The following is an 18,810-nucleotide window of genomic DNA, read 5'->3' on the forward strand; positions in this document are numbered from 1 at the left end:
CCAAGACCGCTTGTGCCGAGCTGTAAGAGACATGTGAATTACTTGTATAGAAAGTATAAAGGGAAAAGAGATGTTTAAGTTATTTATAGTTATGAGCTTACTTTGTGTAAGCTCACTTCATGCAGAAAATTTATTTGCTAAATTTGATGTCAAAAAGGATTGGAAAATTAAAAGAACAGATGAGTACTCAAAAATCAAACCCACCTACAAAAAGGGGGCGATTGGCTTTGTTACCAAACATACTTCAGAGAGTTACTATTTTAGGATTTCTACAGAAAAAGAGTTGAAAACAGGGCAGACTTATGACTTGTCCTTTAACGCACAGGCCAAAGGAGAAGGTGATATTTATGTTTCTTATGCAGCTCGTCCCCCTAAAGGTAAAATTCAAGTTTTAGGTTTAAGAACCATCTTTAGTGCAGCTCCGCAATGGAAGACCTATAAGTGCACTTTTACAGTTCCTGAGAAAAAAGAGTCAAATGCCGTAGCGAGTTTCATTGTTTCTATTGGGGAATTTAAGGGACAGTTCAACTTAAAAGACCTCAAATTAGTCAAGTCTGATCACACAGGGAAGATCTCTAAAAAGGGCTTAATCGAAGAACTTAAGTAACCGGGACCGCCAAGCACCAGCTTGGCACTAGCTGCGGAACTAAAATCATATCCGCCCGTGTGGCAACACCTGGGAGCTCCGCATTCCAATGTGGTATTAACTACTATATAAAATATTCATCCACGAATAAAGCAATTTTGCGGAGTCCGCAATAGGGTGCCGATTGTCAATCGGCGCTCCCAGCTAAAAAGACTTCAAGAAATTCTCAATTCTCAATTCTCAATTGAATGTGGCTCTACCGGGCTACCGCCTAAAAATTTAATTATCCTGTACGTAGTTCACGCTTTAGCGTGCGTGATTTAGCACCAAAAAAGCTTAATTTAAGACATTGTTTAGTCACTCGAAATTTTAAAAAATATGCACTGATTTGTCATTTCTTTAGCCTTCCACAACAATCAAATATAAAGATTTTGAAAAAGGCAAGTAAAGGAAAACATAATGAAATTTAAACTAATTCTTCTCCTCGTCGTTTTTAGTTTGAGCCCTATTCAAGCTGAAAACCTTTTTCAGGACCTCGATCCCCAAAGGGATATGAAGGTTTCAATTTTGAAAGGTTTTAAGTATGTAAAAACTTTTAATGATGAGGGACAAATTTCTTTCACAATTAAGCAAGCCTCAGAAGCCAATAATTTAAGAATGACAATTGCTAAAGAATTACAGGTGGGGCAAACTTATCATTTATCTTTCACGGCAATTGCTAAAGGTCAAGGGCAAGTATCTGTAGGTTATGGAACTGAATCAATACAAAGTAAAAAACTTAAGCCGCAACAATTGGGCTTGAAGAGGAGCTTTACTACAAAAAAAGAGCCGCAGTCTTACAAATGTACTTTTAAAGTTTCGAAGAAAATTGATGCACAGGCAAAAGCTGTTTTCGATTTTTCTCTAGGGGCCTTCCAAGGAGATTTAATTTTCAAAGATTTTAAACTTGTGCAAGTCCCAAATCCGAGGAAAATTCATGGAAAGGGAGTCATTGAACAAGTAAAGGCTCCAACATCCGTCCCGGTTCAAGCTAAAAAACCGACCCTCACAAAAGCTGAAAAAGTTAAGGCGGAAAGAGCAGCGAAGTTTGCAAAATTGAAAGCAGAGAAAGCAGCGAAAGCTGCAAAAAGAGCGGAAGCAGCGAAAGCAGCAGAAGCTGCAAAAAGAGCGGAAGCGGCTAAAAGTAATGAAGCGGAACAAGCAGCCCCTGAAAAAGATGAAGCTATAAGCCCTAAAAAAGTATTTATCAATATTTAGTTCGCTTCGCTCAAGGTGGCGCCCAAGGGCTTAAGGTACCGCTTCGCTCAAGGTTGCGCCTAGCGGCTTAAGGTATCGCTTCGCTCAAGGTAGCGGCAACAAGTTGCCTTAGGTAGCGCACTTCGTGCTTAGGTTTAAGGTATTAGGTAAAAGGTGTTTAATTAGCAGCTCGGGAGCGCCGATTGTCAATCGGCATAAGTGGAAGAAAAAAAGTAAATTACTCATCCACAGATTAACACGGATTAACACAGATTTTTATTAAACATAGTAGTTGTCATATAGTAACTCTGACTCAAAACTTTCTGTGTTGTTTCGTGATTTTCCGTGGTTAAATAAAATCATTTAATATTATAAAAAAATGAACCACCAAAGAGCACAGAAGAGTACTAAAATGAATTGTGTCAGTTAAAAAACATCTGTGTTAATCTGTGTGATCCGTGGTTAAATTATAACTCTATAAAAAACATCTTTGCGGAGCCCGCAACAGGGTGCCGATTAACAATCGGCGCTCCCAGCTCCCTTAGCTTCAAGAAATTCTCCATTATCAATTGTCCATTCACAATTGAATTGACTCAAGTTTCCTGTGTAGTTTCGTTAAACCCTGAGTGAAGCGATACCTAAGAACGCAGTTCGCCACCTAAGCGAAGCGCTACCTAAGGCAACTTGTTGCCGCTACATTGAACGTAGTGACAGATCTCTGTGTTAATCTGTGTGATCCGTGGTTAAATTATAGTTCTATAAAAAAGCACTTCAAGAAATTATCAATTGATTTTATCATCCTACATTTTCAAAAATGCACGATTTTTATTGTGACGCTGTCATTTGCTTAGCCTTTCACGACAATCATGAATTACAACAATTCAGAAAGGATAAAACATGAAGAAAATATTGATAAGCCTGGCTTTGATGATGAGCAGCCTCTGTGCTGAGCAATTTAAATCAGAACTCTTTACAGAGGGCAAACTCTTGTACAGCGATGATTTTGAGCAAGCTCTGGACTCTAAGTGGTGGCAAACTAGAACGAAGAATTGGCAGGTTAAAAATGGCATTTTAACGGGGGCACCCGATTTTAAAACAAAAGAAGAGGCCATGAAAGCCCTAAAGAGAGACCACCACCTAGGTCTGGGACCGGTTATCCGCCTCGAAAACTTACCGGAAAAATTTGTCTGTACACTGCGTTTTCAGTACACGGGCAAAGAAGTTCTTGAGACGCGTCCAAAAATCGATATTGGTCATCACATAAACAAAGTCTTTTTTAAACCGGGTGGTTACCAACTTCACCTTTCTGAAGGGGAGATTTTTGATAACAAAAAATCCGCTTTCAAACTCAATGAATGGAATGTGATGACAATTGAATTCACACCCGGAAAACTCATTATCAATCTCAATGGCCAAGGCCAAGTTTACGAAAATAAACAAGTCAGCCTAAAAGAGCGAAGTGAATTTACCTTCAAAGCTCTAGATGGTGGTAAATTGATGGTGGATTACATACGCCTTTGGGAAGGAAAATAATCATGAATAATAAAAGGACTCTAATGAACAAGCTAAAGCGTTTCTTTTTGCTAAGCACAGTTCTATCAAGTTTTTCACTTCAGGTATCAGCCAAAGAACTCTCTCCTGAACAGTTGGAAGAAGAGAAAAGATCATACACTTTTTTAAATGACGCAGGTGACTCGCTATGGAATACTCCTGGCAATTGGAGAACGGGTAAATTTAAATCCACCAAATCTACCCTTGTTCCCGGTAAAGCGGAAGACCTCCTCATTATTAGTGCAAGTGCAGAACTTATAAAATTAGATATCCAATGCGAAAAATTAACTACGGGCTTTCATCGTGATTCCAGTGTTCATGTGGATGGCTACAGCTCTTTAAAGTCAGAACGTATGTTAATCGGCTTTGTTCCGAATAAGACCCACAGTTTCACCAATGCAGGTAAAATCACCACGGATCACCTTGGTTTAAAAAATGGTAGTTTTTCCAATACCGGCAGTGTTGCAACAAGTTCTTTAAGTATCGGACGGAAGGATTCAAAAAGCATCGATTTTACTAATTCCGGCAAAATTGAAATTGAGAAAGATTTGATGATTCACTCAAAAAGTGATCAGAAAATTAACATGACTTCGGGGATTATAACGGCAGCCACACTGAGAGCTACAGGTGATGGCCAACTCAATTTACATGGCGGAAAAATCAGTTTTGATAGCTTGAAAATTAGCGATGATTTTAAAATCGATATTCAAGGGAAGGCAAAGCTTATTATCTCAGGTGATGTTAAAGCAAAACTTACGAAAAGAATTAATAATGGAACCCTTACAGGCAAAGGCTTAGTCATTTTTGTCAATAAAAAGCAGCAGACCATCGTCACTTTACATGAAGCTACAGCAATTTAGTTCGCTGCGTTAAAGGTGGCTTAAGGTAGCGCTTCGCTCAAGGTGGCGCCTAGCGGCTCAAGGTGGCGCCTAGCGGCTTAAGGTATCGCTTCACTCAAGGTAGCGGCAACAAGTTGCCTTGGGTAGCGCTTCGCTTAGGTTTTAGGAATCAGGTGGCAAGTAAAAGGTGTTTTATGAGCAGCCTGGGAGCGCCGATTTGTAATCGGCATTCTAACTGCGGAACTAAAATTATGTCCGTCCGCATGGCAACACAGCGACCCATTCCAATGCGGTATTAACTACAGATATAAAAATATTCATCCACAGATTAACACGGATTAACACGGATTTTTATTAAATGTCATATAGTAACTCTGACTCAAAACTTTCTGTGTTTTTTCGTGATATTCCGTGGTAAAAAAATCATTTAATTTTAGAAAAAAAAACGAACCACCAAAGAGTATAAAAATTGACCTTAAAATGTAAAAAAAAACATCTGTGTTGATCTGTGTGATCCGTGGTTCAAATAAAGTTCTATAAAAAACATCTCTGCGGAATCCGCAATAGGGTGCCGATTACAAATCGGCGCTCCCGGGATTTCCCAAAATGGAAAAAGTATTTTTAAAAAAACTTAAGTTCTTGTCATTTGTTGTAATCTCGAGACAATTGTAGTTAAATATGATTATAATGAGGAACACTGGCGTATGAAAAAATTCACTCTAATCGAAGTTTTAGTGGTGGTGGCCATTATAGGGATTTTAGCTTCTTTACTTTTGCCTTCTTTGAAAAGCTCTAGAGATAAGGCGCGTTCTGCCGTTTGCAAAAGCAACCTTAAGCAAATAGGCAATGCCCAGTATTTTTACGCCGATGACAATGAAGGTAATCTCATGCTAAAGGCAGGTGGAAATTGGTGGACTGATGTGATGTATAATGAAGGCTACTTACCCATAAACGAAGCTGTCATGACTTGTCCAAGCCTGCCTTACCCTGGCGATTGGCTAAATGATTGGAATCACAACAAAATTCAAATGACATATGGTGGTTCTATGGATCGTAAATGGGATCCGCGTGAAGGAGTGACTTTCCATGGTGTAGGTACCGGTTCAGTTTCAAGTATTGATATTGCTCAATCCGAAGTGAATTCAGCCAGTGACTTTTTTCTTTTTGCAGATTCTGTAAAAGAGGACGATAATGGCTCCAGCCCAACAAATGGCCAATTAGTGCAGAACTTGGGTTTTTTCTGGGATGATCGAGATGGTGTCAACTGTAAAGGCATTCATATTCGTCACAATTCAAAGGGAAACATGTGGTTTGTCGATGGCCATGTGGAAGCTGCCGGAGTAGGGCGTTTAAAAGAACTTGATCATGACAAGGTAACTCTAGAAGATGGTGTCACTATCGTCCCGCTTAATTAGGTGTCGCTTCGCTCAAGGTGGCGCCCAAGGGCTTAAGGAATCGCTTCGCTCAAGGTGGCGCCCAAGGGCTTAAGGAATCGCTTCGCTCAAGGTGGCGGCAACAAGTTGCCGTGGGTAGCGCACTTCGTGTTTAGGTAGCGTTACGCTTTAGGTGTTAGGAATCGGGTGGATAGTTTTTGTCCGCTCGTATGGCAATACCTCGCGCATGTGAGTCTGACATAGAGTGTCGGACCCAAGCTTGGGCCCTCAATTATTATGAATCAACTATCATACACCTCATGGTGTACGCTATTTTATATCGGGCTTCAAGCCCTAGGGCCGTAGGTCCGGCCGACAATAGCATGCAGCGCGGGCTGCATGAACTAAATGGCAAAGGAAAATATAGGGCCTTAGGTCCGACCGAGCCGAAACTGAATAAAGTCTGATCGTGTTGTTTATGGCCTTTTGAATTAGCTTATAAAAAAATAGTGATTTGCATAAGATATGAATTTTGCCGTACAATAGTAAGAAAAGAAAACAATTTTTATGGGTTAATTATGGCTTTATCAAATAGTGAAGTAGCAAAGATAGTTGAAGCAATCTTAGCGGGTGATAAGAATCAGTTCCGCATTATTATTCATGAATATGAGCTCATGCTCAGGTCTTATTTGGCGACCAAGCTCTACAAGCAGGATGAAGTGGATGATCTCGCGCAGGAGACTTTTATAACGGCTTTCAAAAAGCTCGAGGCCTTTGATACTGAAATGAACATGCATTCTTGGCTCTTTGGTATTGCCCATAACCACCTTCGCAATCACTTCAAAACGACAAAGCGCCGCAATAATGCCATGGATAATTTACGTGAGCATATTTTTGTCAATATCGAAGATAAGCTTCAGGAGGCCTCTCAAAGCCTTGACAGTGAACAAGTGGGGCGTTTGCTTCACTGCATCAACAAGTTACCTGATAAGCTCAGTAAAATTGTGCAAACGGGTTTAAGGGGCCTTAGGCTCGACTCACTGGAAACAGAACTCGAGATGAATCGCAATGCCATATATCAAGCTCGATTTAGAGCCAATGATATGCTGAAGAAATGTATTCAAAGTTCCACTTTAGAAGAAGGATCTTTATAATGAATAAAGACTTGAAAGATTTATTAAAGGTTTGCTATCACGATAGCGAAGAACTTAGCGAAGATCGCATTAATGAATTAAAGGCACGCCTGCAAGATGATCCGCAACTAGCTCAGGATTTGGCCGACGACTTGTATTTCAACGGTTTAGTACAAGAAGTACAGGCAAGTACACCCCGTTGGTTGAAGATTGATAAAATTCTCGAGAGTGCAGAAGAGGGCAATAGACTCGAAAGTTCTGTTATGGATAATATCTCAAAATATGATCGGAAAAACTCCCTACGACGTAGGTTTCAGTTGATTTCGACCATGGCAGCGGGCTTGTGCATAGGTTTTATGGGAACTTCTGCTGCCTATGGCAAAAATATATTTGTGAGCTTAGCCCAACAGACGGTATCTTTTTTTGAAAGTTTTGAAGATCTCCCTGACTATTATAATCAGGGCGTGCCGACAGAGGCCAATCAATGGGGTGGTGATACTGCAGCCGTGGTTAACGCGGAAAATGGCGTTAGCCCTTTGCATGGCAACTCAATGTTAAAGATGATCAGCTCAACTTTTGAGGGTGAAGTTACAGAAGGAAATGCCTCCAATAGCAATGTCTTTTATTTACTCGATTTAAATAAATATCATTTGGATCCGAATAAAACTTACATTTGCAAAGCGAGTGCCAATTTTATGAATGCTTCAGATCAAGTAACTCAATATGGCATTCAAATTTTATCGCTACCCGTAGATGCTGAAATGCCCAAAACGCAGATATCGGCACAATGGTTGATGAATCAATCTTTGACTTTTGCGCAAAAGCGTTTGCCCTTCACAAAAAAAGGCGCTTGGGAAAAAATAGAAACCGAGACTGTTTTGCCTGCGGAAAGCCGCTACCTCATCCTCTCCGTTTATATACGAGACGCAGAAAAACTACTTGCTGGGCCCTCGAAATTTGAGATGCATTACCTCGATAAAGTGAGCATCAATATATCGCCCGTTGACTAAGTGAATGCTCAATTAATCTCAGCGAAAACTTTCGATATACGCCATATAAAAACGTAATAAGTCAGAGCCTTAACTTATTATTGAATAGCATGACACAGCGGCTGCTCCAGTTAATGTCTAATCCAATACTCTGCATTCGTTTCGTTCTAGAGCGATAAGGTCAACACATAAATAGAATTTAAAGCAATAATTTTAATATAAGTCACTTTAATACTCTGAGTGACAATAATGATAAAAACAGGAGTTTAAAGAAATAAAGAATGTCTTCAACAATTAGTAAAATAATACTCGCCTTTGGGCTCATTTCCTCAATGAGCTTTAACAGTAAAGCTCAAGGGAAAAATTCTAAATTAGCTTTTCGTATTCCCCCGGAATTTGATTTGCATATTTATGCCGATAGCCAAAAGATTAGCAACCCGGTGTCCATCACCATCGACCCGCAAAATAGAGTATATGTGGCAGAAGTTCAGCGTTTTCAACGTGGTGTAGAAGATAGTCGCCAACATAATTTATGGTTCATGGATGAACTGAAAATCAATTCCCTGCAGGGGCGTTTAGATCTCTATGAAAAATGGACAAAAAAGGGGCGCTTCAAGCCGGGTCATTTTACTGAGTATTCAGACTTAATTACAATTCTGGAAGACACGACGGGCGATGAGCAAGCGGATAAGAGTCGAACTTATGCATGTGGTTTTAATGAGCCTTTAGCAGGTAATGCCGGCAGTGTTCTTTTGGCTCCCAATGGCGAAATGTATTACGCCAATATCCCCCATATTTGGAAACTGGAGGACCAAGATGGCGATGGCATTCACGATAAAAAAGAAAAATTTATTAGTGGTTTTGGCTTTCGCAATGGCGTCAATGGTCACGATCTACATGGCCTTGAATGGGGTGTAGATGGTCGACTTTATTTTTCCAATGGGGATCGTGGTTATCGCGTTAAAACGAAAGAAGGAAAAGTCCTGAAAAGCAGTGAGCGTGGAACTATTTTTCGTTGTGAACCCGATGGCAGTCATTTAGAGGAGTTTACTTTTGGCAATCGCAATCCCCAGGATCTAGCTTTTGATCAATACGGTAATTTATTCACGGTCGATAATAATCGTGGTCAAGGCGATAAATCTCGCGTTTGCTACCTCGTGGAATTAGGTGATTATGGCTGGAATTCCGGTCATGAAAACAAAACAACTTTTTTTCGTGCCACAAAACTCAATGAACGCAAGGGGCCAAAACCCTTAGATGCTTGGGTATTGGAAGGTGACTGGCGTGAACAGCACCAAGGGCAGGCGGCTTATGTGATCCCATCCATTTTCTTTATCCCAGGGGGATCTGCCGGCATGACCTTTAATCCTGGTGAATCCATGGGCAGCAAGTACGACAACAAATTTCTCTTTAGTGCTTATCAAAATGGGGTTCACGCCTTTGATCTTGAGCCCGACGGAGCAGGTTTAAAGAAAAAAGATCACGATCACTTTTGGTCTGGTGGCCTCATTATGGATACTGAATTTGATCGTGATGGACGCCTATATCTAGCCGATTATGTTGCTTCAGGCAATCCTAGAGATGGCAGTCGTAAAGGCGCTATTTACCTTCTTAAAAATCCTGAAGCCATGCAAAAAGAATCAGTGCTCAGTGCTAGTCGAATCTTAAGAAAAGGTTTTACTTCCAGCTCAGCTCAGGAACTCTATCAAAACTTATTCCACCGCGATATGCGCGTTCGCCTTTTTTCACAATTTGAACTAGCTAAGAGAAAAGATGCCAAAGTCTTTGCAAAAGGTCTTCAGCAAACAGAGAATGAACTAGCTCGACTCCATAGTATTTGGGGGTTTGGGCAACTTTCCCGCAAAGATAAGAGCTTTAATAAAGAACTCTTAAAGTTTTGCGAAGATCGCAATTGGCGTGTACGTGCGCAAATCGCAAAAGTTTTGGGTGAGTCCAAGGATCCCAAGACCAAAGAGCCCCTCATGAAGCTTTTAAAGGATGAGCATGCACGGGTTCAATTTTATGCGGCCACTGCCCTCGGAAAAGTTGCCAATGACGCAAAAGTGATTCAAGCTTTAATTCATACTGCGAGTAAAAATGACGACGTTTTTTTGCGTCACGCCATAGCTGCGGGGTTGATCTACACGAGCAATGCTGACGAAATCAGTAAGTATATAAAGAATTCATCACCCGCATCCCGCATGGTGAGCTTATTAGCTTTAACTCGGCTAAACGATGAGCGCGTGATTGACTTTTTAGATGATGCTGCTGTGAGTATTGTACAGGAGGCCGTCTTGGCGATTGATCGTATGAATCATCATGACTTAGCCATGCGAGCTGCGTTGGCCCTTAAGAAATTCACTCAGGGAAAACCACAGCTTACCGAGACTATTTTAGAGCGCCTCTTGCAATGGAACTTTCGTCGTGGTGATGCTCTAGCTGTAGAAAATGTACGAGCTTTGATCTACAACTCATCGGCTCCAGAGCATATTCGTCAAGTAGCCCTCAACGACCTCATTCGCTGGCAGCAAGAAGCCCCAATGGATCCTATTATTGGACAGATCAGACCCGTCAACTCCGAGCGCTTCGATACCGCACCACAAATAAAAGCCATCGTAAGTGATTTGCTTGATAAAGAAGAGTCCAAAGCTATGAAGGCCTTGCTCACTAGTTTATCTATTGAGTATGGCCTCGCCAAAAATAAGAACCTCTTAGCTGCGCAAGTGATGAATCCAAATGGCGATGTGGCTGAACGCCTGAATCTCTATAAAAAATTGATTTCTAGTTCAGATGCTTCGGTAGCAAAAATTACCGAGACACTTTTACAAGATAAAGAATTTGTTCTCCGCAAAGAAGCGCTCTTTCATTTATCTCAGAGTGATATGCTTATGTTTAATGACTACCTACAGAACCTATATGATAAACAAATTGATCTGCAGTTGCTCTATTTGGCTTTGGCGCATAAAACTTATGTTAAAGGGGAGCGTCTTTTAATTAAATCTTTGAGTCAGGCAATTGAAGGTAACTATGAGCCCTCAGCTTTATTGGAGCTCCAAGAGGCCGCCGAAAAAAGTCAGCATAAAGCGGTAAAACATCTCCTAGGGAAGTTTAAAAATACTTTAAAAGATCAAGGCCCCTTACATGAATACAAGGCAACGCTTTATGGAGGTGACCCTATCAATGGTAGAAAGATGGTTTATAATGAAGGCTTGGGGCAGTGTATTATTTGCCATAAAATCGAAGATAAGGGTGGGGTAGTAGCTCCGGACTTAAGTCATATTGCTAGCTTAGAAAGAGCAAGACCAGAATATTTGATGGAGTCCATTGTTGCACCCGCTAATTATGTGGTTCCGGGCTATGGTAATGTGACGGTACAAATGAAAAACGGAGATACGCTAGTGGCTTCTTTAGTTTCACAGGATGAACAAACACTTGTACTCAAAATGGCCGACGGTAAAAATAAAGATTTTGCCATGGCGGATGTCGCTTCAGTGAGCAAGCCACTATCCTCCATGCCACCACTTGGTACAGTCTTAAGCAAACGAGACTTACGAGATATTATTGCTTACCTCAAAACCCTCAAAAAGAAAGAGCACTAAAATGCAATACTTAAGCGCTAGAGTACTTTTACTTATGTGTTTAATTTTTTCCGCTTATGCTAAGCGGGAAAAACCCAATGTCATAGTCATTCTTACAGATGATCAGGGCTGGGGTGATTTAAGCATGAATGGCAACCGCGATATGGATACGCCGCATATAGATTCAATCGCCAAAAATGGTGCCCAATTCAAATACTTTTATGTCCAGCCTGTTTGTTCACCGACACGAGCGGAATTCCTCACCGGGCGCTACCATGAGCGGAGCTCAGTCTATTCCACAAGTGAAGGTGGGGAACGTATCGATTCGGATGAGCAGACCATAGCCGATATGTTTAAAGCTTCAGCTTATAAGACTGCGGCCTTTGGCAAATGGCATAATGGCATGCAGTACCCCTATCATCCTAATGCTAGAGGCTTTGATGAATTCTATGGCTTCTGCTCTGGTCATTGGGGGAATTATTACAGTCCCATGCTGGAACGCAACAATCAAATTGTTCCGGGGCAGGGTTTTATTATCGATGACTTCACAAATAAGGCTATTGACTTTATCGAGAAAAATCAAGATAATCCCTTTTTTGTATATCTACCTTATGCCACTCCTCACTCACCCATGCAGATACCCGATCGCTGGTGGGATAAATATGACAAAAAAGACGATTTCAAAATGCCTGTGAAAGTCAATAATCACCTAAAAGCCGCTCTAGCCATGTGCGAAAATATTGATTACAATGTGGGCCGTCTATTAAAGAAATTAGACGAGCTAAATTTGAGTGACGATACGATAGTTCTTTACATGTCAGATAATGGTCCCAATGGTGATCGCTGGAATGGGGGCATGCGCGGTCGCAAAGGAAGTGTGTACGAAGGTGGTCTACGTTCTCCTTTAGTGATTCAGTGGCCTAGAAAAATCCCACCTGCACGAGAAGTAAAGCAAATTTCAGGAGTTATTGACTTAATGCCAACTTTAGCTGATTTATGTGATGTGAAATTAATCAGTGAAAAAGCTTTGGATGGCCGAAGTATGAAGGCTGAATTAATGGGCAGTACGCAAATGAACGAGCGCTACCTTTATGCAAAATGGAGTAGTAAGTCGAGCATCCGAAATCAAAAATATCGCTTCAATAATGAAGGTAAACTCTACGACATTGAGAACGATCCCGGCGAAAAAGTAGATATTAGTAAAAAGTACCCTCTGATTGCTCAGAAAATGAAAAACAAGCTACAGGAAACCAAACGCGATGTAGCCAAAGATTTTAATAAAAATCGACCCTTTGTGATTACTCATCCTGACTCCCCGTTTAGTCAGCTTCCAGCTCGCGATGCCAAAGCAACTGGAACACTCAAAAGATCCAGTAAACACCCCAACTGTAGTTTTTGGCATAATTGGGAAACGACTGACGATTATATTTATTGGGATGGAGAGGTGGAGGCCGAAGGCAATTACGAAGCTGTGATTTATTACACCTGTAAAGAGGGCCACCAGGGGTCAGTCTTGGAGTTATCCTTTGCAGGCAACAGCATTGAAGCAAGTGTTGATCATGCTCATGATCCACCTTTGAAAGGTATGGATGAAGATCATACTCCTAGAATCGAATCCTACGTGAAGGATTTTCGACCTTTAAATATGGGGGTGATAAAGCTAGAAAAGGGTAAAGGAGTTTTGCAGCTTAAAGCTCTTAAAAAAACCGGCGAAGGAATAATTGATTTTCGCTTATTAACTTTAAAAAGAATTGAAAAATAGAATCAAAAACTAGGAGATACACTATGAGTCATTCGAATATTAATCGCCGCCATTTTATAGCAGCTTCTGCCTTAGCCGCCTTAGCGAGTTCATGTAAGAGCTTTAGTTCAAAACCAGAACTTCAAATCTCTTTAGCTCAATACTCACTCCATCGTGGCTTTTTTGGCAAGTCAGGGTACAAAAAACTGGACTCTTTAGACTTTCCCAAAATTACTCGCAGCCTCGATATCGCAGCCTGTGAATACGTAGGGGCTTTTTTCCCCGGTCGTAAGCCGGATCTTAAATTTTCGAAAGAAATGAACAAACGTTCACAGGATTTTGGTATAGAAAATTTACTTGTCATGGTAGATGGCAATGGTAACCTTGGCGACCCTTCAAGTAGCAAACGCGATCAGGCTGTGGCCAATCACCGCAAGTGGCTTGAGGCTGCTGCGGAATTGAATTGCCACAGCATTCGCGTTAATGCCCGCAGTCAGGGCTCAACTGATGAGCAGCGCAAACTTCTCGCGGATGGCATGTCCAAACTCTGTGCAGAAGCCAAAGAATTTAATATGAATATTCTTATTGAAAATCATGGTGGCTTGTCTTCTGATGGGGAGTTTTTAGCTAGCCTGATGAAAGAAGTCAATCTAGATAATTTTGGAACCTTACCCGACTTTGGGAATTTCTGGGATAGAGAGAGCAAAACTCTTTTCGATCCCTACGCGGGAACTAAGGCCATGCTTCCGTACGCCAAAGCCCTTAGTGCCAAAACTTATGATCTCGTGCCAGGTAAAAAGTACACAGTAAAAAACCGACATTTTGGATACGAAATTGATGTGGAACGCATGATGAAGCTGACCGTTGAAAGTGCTTACAAGGGCTGGATTGGCATTGAATACGAGGGCACTAATCCCAGTAAAAACGAAATTGAGGGCATTCAGATGAGCAAAAAAATCCTCGAGGAACTTTGGGCAAAATACCAAGTGTAAATTTTAGCTTATCCAGTTAAACGTTTAACTTGTTCAGTCATATATATTGGGAGTGATAGAAGACTATATTCCGCTCGATCATTTGGATTGATTTTAAAATTAACATCAACCAAACTTGGCAGGTCGGAGTTAAGTCTAACGGCAATTTTTAAGCCTTTTTGAGCCATGAGTAGGTGTAGAGACTTCATTGATCCCGTACTCCCAGCTTTTACTTCAATGGGCAAAAGAGTAGAACCAGACTGAACTAAGTAATCGACTTCAGCTTCGGAACCTTTTTTCTCTCTTGCCCAATAGTGCAGTGATGGCTCTATATAATAAGGTTCTGTTGTTCGTAGGAGTTGCCCGACAACTTGTTCGGCAATTGCGCCTTTGTTACTTAGTTCAATATTTGTTTTTTGCATTTCTAAGTTGAGCTGTAAGCCTAAGGCCGCTGAGACTAAACCTGAGTCAAGAAAAATCATTTTGAACTTATTAGGATTTGAACTTGCATCTAAAGGAAGGCCATCAGCACTTGTCGTATGTATTTTATGGCAGATTTTTGCAGTGCATAGTAGGTTTAAAGCTCGTTTAATAACATCGCCTCGAATTTCTTTACTGATATTTGAATATTTGATTTTATGACCAATCATTCGCGGCAGACTCCTCATAACTATATCTAAGGTTTCTTTTTGAGACCTTGCGGAATATTTTGAAAAATCATCACGGTAAGTAGCTAGGAGGTCTTGTTGTATAATAGAGATTTCAGTAAATGAATGAGTATCAATCCAGGTGCTTAATGCTTCCGGCATCCCTCCCACTATTGTGTATATTTTGAATAAACTTAAAAGTTTCTTATGAATCAAAGGCTTGATCGCCTCTCCCTGTGATATCTGGGTAAGATTTATTGTATCTAAAAAATCACGTAGTATTTCATTGCCAGTAACAGACAAAAACTCATTAAAACTAAAGGGTTCCAAATAATAGTAACTTATGCGGCCAACTGGCATGCTAAAAGTATGGTCTTCAAGTGTAAAGTCCAAGAGTGAACCCGTTGCGATAAGAGCTAGTTCTGGCATCTCTTCATAAAACCAACGTAACTTTGCCAAGATTTGCGGAAAAGCTTGGACTTCATCTAAAAATAATAAGCTGTTCTCTATGTTGATCGTGCAAGATAAATGCATTTCTAGAAGACTAATATATTCATGGGGATTATTGGAGGTGAAAATTTCTTTAATGATTAAATCTTTTTCAAAATTTAATTCAATTAATTTCATGTTCTCGCTTTTTGCTAAGTGGCGAACAGACCATGTTTTACCGACTTGCCTAGCACCTCGTAAGACTAAGGGTTTTCGATGACTTTTATAGAGCCAATTTTTTAAATAGATTTCTGCATTTCTTTTCATATCAAAACCTTTAATGATTTAATAAAATAAGCCTTGATCATAAAAAAACAATTTTTTATAGTAAAAATAGACGGTTGTTTCTACTATTTTATAGTAAAAATAGACGGTTGTTTCTACTATTTTATAGTAAAAATAAACTCTTGTTAAATTTTTTAGAGATGTGCTCAATACTGATGAATTATGTGGTTTTAGGACGATCCCTGAATCAAGACTCAGGTGCAAAGCATCGAATTATTGTCGTGTGTACGGTGAACCGCATAATAAATTACGGAAGGGGGATAGGGCTCAAGTTTAGTTTCGATATAGACCAAACTCACAAGAGTATAGGCCGTGATTAAACCGCATGGATGCGGAGTTCCAAAGTATGTAGTCCACTCTTTAGAGTGCTGAAAAGCTTGATTTCTAGGTATGTAGTCCACTCTTTAGAGTGCTGAAAAAGTCCGCAAGCTAAAGAGGCTGTGTGAAAAACAAGTGTTTAGGTACAGAGTACCGCACTATAATAGTGTGCACCGATAGGTGCACATTAATTTGATACATAAGATCAAGGTACGAAGTACCGACCGAACTTATTGACTCGGTCGGACTTACAGCCCTTCAACTTCCTCTTTCAATACAATCATGCACCTATCGGTGCATGCTATAATCGGACGGGCTTTCAGCCCTACACAGAATTATATTTGTTTTTCACACAGCCTCTAAAGCTTGAACTACATGCCTTCGCTTAGCCACAACAGATTACGATCTACAATCGGCGGATCAAAGATCCATTTTTGTTAAAAAAAAACTGATTTTTTTATAATTTCCGTAAGATCTCGATTTTAGGGTACAAATCATATTTAATTATTACTATGAAAGGATGTAATTATATGAAGTTTTTGAAAAAGAAATTTACTTTAATCGAAATTTTGGTGGTGGTGGCTATTATTGGTATTCTTGCATCTCTCTTATTACCAACTTTGGGCAATGCAAGAGATAAGAGTCGCGCAAGTGTATGTAAAAACAACCTCAAACAATTGAGCGTGACGATGTATTTATATCTGGACGATTCTCAGTACATTATTAATCATGTTACGCCAAATCCTTCTACTGGCTTAAACATCCCTTGGTCAAGAGCAAATGTTTTTCCGGGAGATAATAGTATTTTGGAATGCCCCAGCGATGAAAAGGCGGACCCAGCTAGTTGGGAACCCTCTTATGGTTTTAATTATTTCTATTTAAAGGAACAGAAACTTGCTGAAGTAAGTAAGCCAGCAGAGACTATCTTCTTTGCTGATAGTGGGCATGTAAACACCACTCACCCGTGGAATAATCGCGCTGTTGCAGGTTATTTGATTAACAACAAGTCTGCCTGGGCAGCTCCCATTGGACTTCGCCATGATGAAGCTCCCAACTTGTTGTGGGTCGATGGCCACGTTTCAACACTGAAGGACATGATTAATATTCATCTAAGTAATGAACTTTGGGACAGAGAATAAGGATGAATAAAAAAGTATTATACCTCCTCTTGCTCTTTAATTTAAGTGCTCTTGCACTTTCACCTGAATTGCAGCAAGAGCTCGATAAGCGAAGTGCAGGCAAAGTGGCTATCCTTTGTGACTTTGATTTTGAAAATACGACTTATGAGCAACTCTCTCCCAAATGGGTCCCCATAAAAGGTCAGTATGATATCCTTGATGGAAAGTTGGAAGGCAGAGAACTCGCTGAAGACAAACACGTCTCAACTTCGGGAATGGATTTAGATATTGGTCTGATTAGCAAAGATTTAAGTGGCTACTAATCATTAGCTTATCAGAGGGCTGTAAGTCCGACACATTCATTACCTTATGTCGGTGCGTTACACCTTAGATAAATTTTTATTTCAAACGTGTGGTTGAACCACACGCTATTTCCTATCGGTGCTCTGCACCTAAAAGAGTTTTTTTACACAGCCTCTAAAGCTTGAACTAGATACCTTTTCTTAGATACGAAAAGGGCGGGACTACTTGCGGATCAAAGATCCATTTTTGTTAAAAAAAAAACTGATTTTTTTTATAATTTCCGTAAGATCTTACTTTTTGTGTACAATTCATATATAATTATTACTATTAAAGGATGAAATTATATGAAGTTTTTGAAAAAGAAATTTACTTTAATCGAAATTTTGGTGGTGGTGGCTATTATTGGTATTCTTGTTTCTTTCTTAGTGCCGGTTTTGGGTAATGCTAGAGATAAGAGTCGCTCAAGTGTATGTAAAAGCAACCTCAAACAAATTGGTACAACTATGTATATGTACCTAGATGACGCCAAACGCATTATACGTCATGCTAATTTCCCAAATCCTGGTCCATGGTCGACAAGGCAGAACTTCCCTGGCGATACGAGTGTCTTGGAGTGCCCAAGTGATCCGAATCCTAATCCGGAACAATGGAATCCCTCTTACGGCTTCAATTATTCGAATTTAAGTGAAAGAAAACTTAGTAAAGTTAATAATCCAGCACAGACTCTTTTCTTTGCTGATAGCGGACATGGAAACACAACTCATCCATGGCATAATCGCGTTCCTTTAGGTTATCTGATAAATAACAAGTCAACCTGGGCTGCCCCCATAGGCATTCGCCATAATTACGCTCCTAATTTGTTGTGGGTCGATGGCCATGTTTCGTCGCTTAACAAGGACGTAATTACTATTCATCTAAGCGATGAATTTTGGGACTTAGAATAAGGATGAATAAAAAAGTATTATATCTCCTCTTGCTCTTTAATTTGAGTATCTTTGCTCTTTCACCTGAAGTACAGACTGAGCTCGATAAGCGAAGTGCAGGCAAAGTGGCTATCCTTTGTGACTTTGATTTTGAAAACAAGACTTATGAGCAACTCTCTCCCAAATGGGTCCCCATAAAAGGTCAGTATGAGATCCTTGATGGAAAGTTGGAAGGCAGAGAACTCGCTGAAGATAAACACGTCGCAACGTCGGGCATGGATTTGGCTATCGGTCACAGAGCTTTAGTTTACTTTGAAGTCCAGCTACACAAGGCAAAAAATGTCATTGTCACGCTCAATGGTGTGGGGCCAGGAAAAGGACATATATGTCGCGTGGTATTAACTCCAAAATTTTTAAGAGTTCAAAGTGATAGCAAGCCAAAAGCAGTCTACAACACTCGTAAGCAAGGTCATTCCCCGGACAAATACTACAAAGTCCTTGTGGAACTCAACAAAGATCAGCTAACAGTAAGAGTACTCAATGCTGAGAATTCTGAGCCCTTAACAATTAAGCATGATTACATCAACTGGCCCATAAATAATATCCGCTGGGCCGTCGCCAAAGGCCCCGCAAGAATTGATAATCTTACTGTCCTTAAGCTCAAGAAATGATCTTATTGAGTGCACCATAGGACAATTTTCTTAAAATCTCTAACTCCGTCTTCTAGTCC

General features: G+C 40.3%; 15 protein-coding genes. 14 read left to right on the plus strand and 1 reads right to left on the minus strand.

Going from position 1 to position 18,810, the window contains the following annotated elements; all coding sequences use genetic code 11:
* Positions 1–70 precede the first annotated feature (70 nt).
* The 10 genes from LNTAR_RS13440 to LNTAR_RS13490 all read left to right on the plus strand — a co-directional run bounded on the left by LNTAR_RS13440 (position 71) and on the right by LNTAR_RS13490 (position 14,018).
* The gene (locus tag LNTAR_RS13440; protein WP_007279261.1) at positions 71–607 is read left to right on the plus strand and encodes a carbohydrate binding domain-containing protein; all 537 of its coding nucleotides are present in this window, start codon (positions 71–73) and stop codon (positions 605–607) included.
* 546 nt (positions 608–1,153) lie between these two features.
* Positions 1,154–1,843 (plus strand): carbohydrate binding domain-containing protein, encoded by a 690-nt coding sequence (locus LNTAR_RS13445; protein WP_157473576.1) that lies wholly within the window; start codon positions 1,154–1,156, stop codon positions 1,841–1,843.
* 876 nt (positions 1,844–2,719) lie between these two features.
* On the plus strand, positions 2,720–3,355 hold the full coding sequence (locus LNTAR_RS13450) for a hypothetical protein (protein WP_007279263.1): 636 nt from the start codon (positions 2,720–2,722) through the stop codon (positions 3,353–3,355).
* 23 nt (positions 3,356–3,378) lie between these two features.
* Complete coding sequence (locus LNTAR_RS13455; protein ID WP_157473578.1) at positions 3,379–4,233, plus strand: hypothetical protein; 855 nt, start codon at positions 3,379–3,381, stop codon at positions 4,231–4,233.
* Between the two features lie 683 nt (positions 4,234–4,916).
* Positions 4,917–5,627, plus strand: a complete 711-nt coding sequence (locus tag LNTAR_RS13460; protein ID WP_007279265.1) for a prepilin-type N-terminal cleavage/methylation domain-containing protein — start codon at positions 4,917–4,919, stop codon at positions 5,625–5,627.
* A gap of 536 nt (positions 5,628–6,163) precedes the next feature.
* Positions 6,164–6,739 (plus strand): RNA polymerase sigma factor, encoded by a 576-nt coding sequence (locus tag LNTAR_RS13470; protein WP_007279267.1) that lies wholly within the window; start codon positions 6,164–6,166, stop codon positions 6,737–6,739.
* Complete coding sequence (locus LNTAR_RS13475) at positions 6,739–7,728, plus strand: hypothetical protein (RefSeq protein WP_007279268.1); 990 nt, start codon at positions 6,739–6,741, stop codon at positions 7,726–7,728. The genes LNTAR_RS13470 and LNTAR_RS13475 overlap by 1 nt, the downstream gene beginning before the upstream one ends.
* A 260-nt stretch (positions 7,729–7,988) precedes the next feature.
* Positions 7,989–11,306: a DUF7133 domain-containing protein gene (locus tag LNTAR_RS13480; RefSeq protein ID WP_007279269.1), complete on the plus strand. Its 3,318-nt coding sequence runs from the start codon at positions 7,989–7,991 to the stop codon at positions 11,304–11,306.
* A gap of 1 nt (position 11,307) precedes the next feature.
* Complete coding sequence (locus tag LNTAR_RS13485) at positions 11,308–13,047, plus strand: arylsulfatase (RefSeq protein WP_007279270.1); 1,740 nt, start codon at positions 11,308–11,310, stop codon at positions 13,045–13,047.
* Between the two features lie 23 nt (positions 13,048–13,070).
* Positions 13,071–14,018 (plus strand): sugar phosphate isomerase/epimerase family protein, encoded by a 948-nt coding sequence (locus tag LNTAR_RS13490; RefSeq protein ID WP_007279271.1) that lies wholly within the window; start codon positions 13,071–13,073, stop codon positions 14,016–14,018.
* A gap of 8 nt (positions 14,019–14,026) precedes the next feature.
* On the opposite strand, the gene LNTAR_RS13495 is transcribed toward LNTAR_RS13490, so the two are convergent.
* Positions 14,027–15,400, minus strand: coding sequence for an ATP-binding protein (locus LNTAR_RS13495; RefSeq protein ID WP_007279272.1), 1,374 nt, complete (start codon positions 15,398–15,400; stop codon positions 14,027–14,029).
* 866 nt (positions 15,401–16,266) lie between these two features.
* Between LNTAR_RS13495 and LNTAR_RS13500 the strand changes: the two genes are divergently transcribed.
* From LNTAR_RS13500 to LNTAR_RS13515, 4 genes are all read left to right on the plus strand, one after another.
* On the plus strand, positions 16,267–16,875 hold the full coding sequence (locus LNTAR_RS13500; RefSeq protein ID WP_007279273.1) for a type II secretion system protein: 609 nt from the start codon (positions 16,267–16,269) through the stop codon (positions 16,873–16,875).
* Positions 16,876–16,877: 2 nt separating this feature from the next.
* Positions 16,878–17,177, plus strand: a complete 300-nt coding sequence (locus LNTAR_RS13505; RefSeq protein ID WP_007279274.1) for a hypothetical protein — start codon at positions 16,878–16,880, stop codon at positions 17,175–17,177.
* Between the two features lie 324 nt (positions 17,178–17,501).
* A complete protein-coding gene (locus tag LNTAR_RS25795) occupies positions 17,502–18,101 on the plus strand; it encodes a prepilin-type N-terminal cleavage/methylation domain-containing protein (RefSeq protein WP_007279275.1) in 600 nt (199 codons plus the stop codon).
* Positions 18,102–18,103: 2 nt separating this feature from the next.
* Complete coding sequence (locus LNTAR_RS13515) at positions 18,104–18,751, plus strand: hypothetical protein (RefSeq protein ID WP_007279276.1); 648 nt, start codon at positions 18,104–18,106, stop codon at positions 18,749–18,751.
* Positions 18,752–18,810: the final 59 nt, after the last annotated feature.

Source organism: Lentisphaera araneosa HTCC2155 (assembly GCF_000170755.1).
GTDB lineage: Bacteria > Verrucomicrobiota > Lentisphaeria > Lentisphaerales > Lentisphaeraceae > Lentisphaera > Lentisphaera araneosa.

Excerpts from the sequence above, each read along its gene's own strand:
- LNTAR_RS13440 (WP_007279261.1), top strand. The coding sequence starts at position 71 with ATGTTTAAGTTATTTATAGTTATGAGCTTACTTTGTGTAAGCTCACTT.
- LNTAR_RS13450 (WP_007279263.1), top strand. The coding sequence starts at position 2,720 with ATGAAGAAAATATTGATAAGCCTGGCTTTGATGATGAGCAGCCTCTGT.
- LNTAR_RS13455 (WP_157473578.1), top strand. The coding sequence starts at position 3,379 with ATGAACAAGCTAAAGCGTTTCTTTTTGCTAAGCACAGTTCTATCAAGT.
- LNTAR_RS13460 (WP_007279265.1), top strand. The coding sequence starts at position 4,917 with ATGAAAAAATTCACTCTAATCGAAGTTTTAGTGGTGGTGGCCATTATA.
- LNTAR_RS13470 (WP_007279267.1), top strand. The coding sequence starts at position 6,164 with ATGGCTTTATCAAATAGTGAAGTAGCAAAGATAGTTGAAGCAATCTTA.
- LNTAR_RS13475 (WP_007279268.1), top strand. The coding sequence starts at position 6,739 with ATGAATAAAGACTTGAAAGATTTATTAAAGGTTTGCTATCACGATAGC.
- LNTAR_RS13480 (WP_007279269.1), top strand. The coding sequence starts at position 7,989 with ATGTCTTCAACAATTAGTAAAATAATACTCGCCTTTGGGCTCATTTCC.
- LNTAR_RS13485 (WP_007279270.1), top strand. The coding sequence starts at position 11,308 with ATGCAATACTTAAGCGCTAGAGTACTTTTACTTATGTGTTTAATTTTT.
- LNTAR_RS13490 (WP_007279271.1), top strand. The coding sequence starts at position 13,071 with ATGAGTCATTCGAATATTAATCGCCGCCATTTTATAGCAGCTTCTGCC.
- LNTAR_RS13495 (WP_007279272.1), bottom strand. The coding sequence starts at position 15,400 with ATGAAAAGAAATGCAGAAATCTATTTAAAAAATTGGCTCTATAAAAGT.
- LNTAR_RS13500 (WP_007279273.1), top strand. The coding sequence starts at position 16,267 with ATGAAGTTTTTGAAAAAGAAATTTACTTTAATCGAAATTTTGGTGGTG.
- LNTAR_RS13505 (WP_007279274.1), top strand. The coding sequence starts at position 16,878 with ATGAATAAAAAAGTATTATACCTCCTCTTGCTCTTTAATTTAAGTGCT.
- LNTAR_RS25795 (WP_007279275.1), top strand. The coding sequence starts at position 17,502 with ATGAAGTTTTTGAAAAAGAAATTTACTTTAATCGAAATTTTGGTGGTG.
- LNTAR_RS13515 (WP_007279276.1), top strand. The coding sequence starts at position 18,104 with ATGAATAAAAAAGTATTATATCTCCTCTTGCTCTTTAATTTGAGTATC.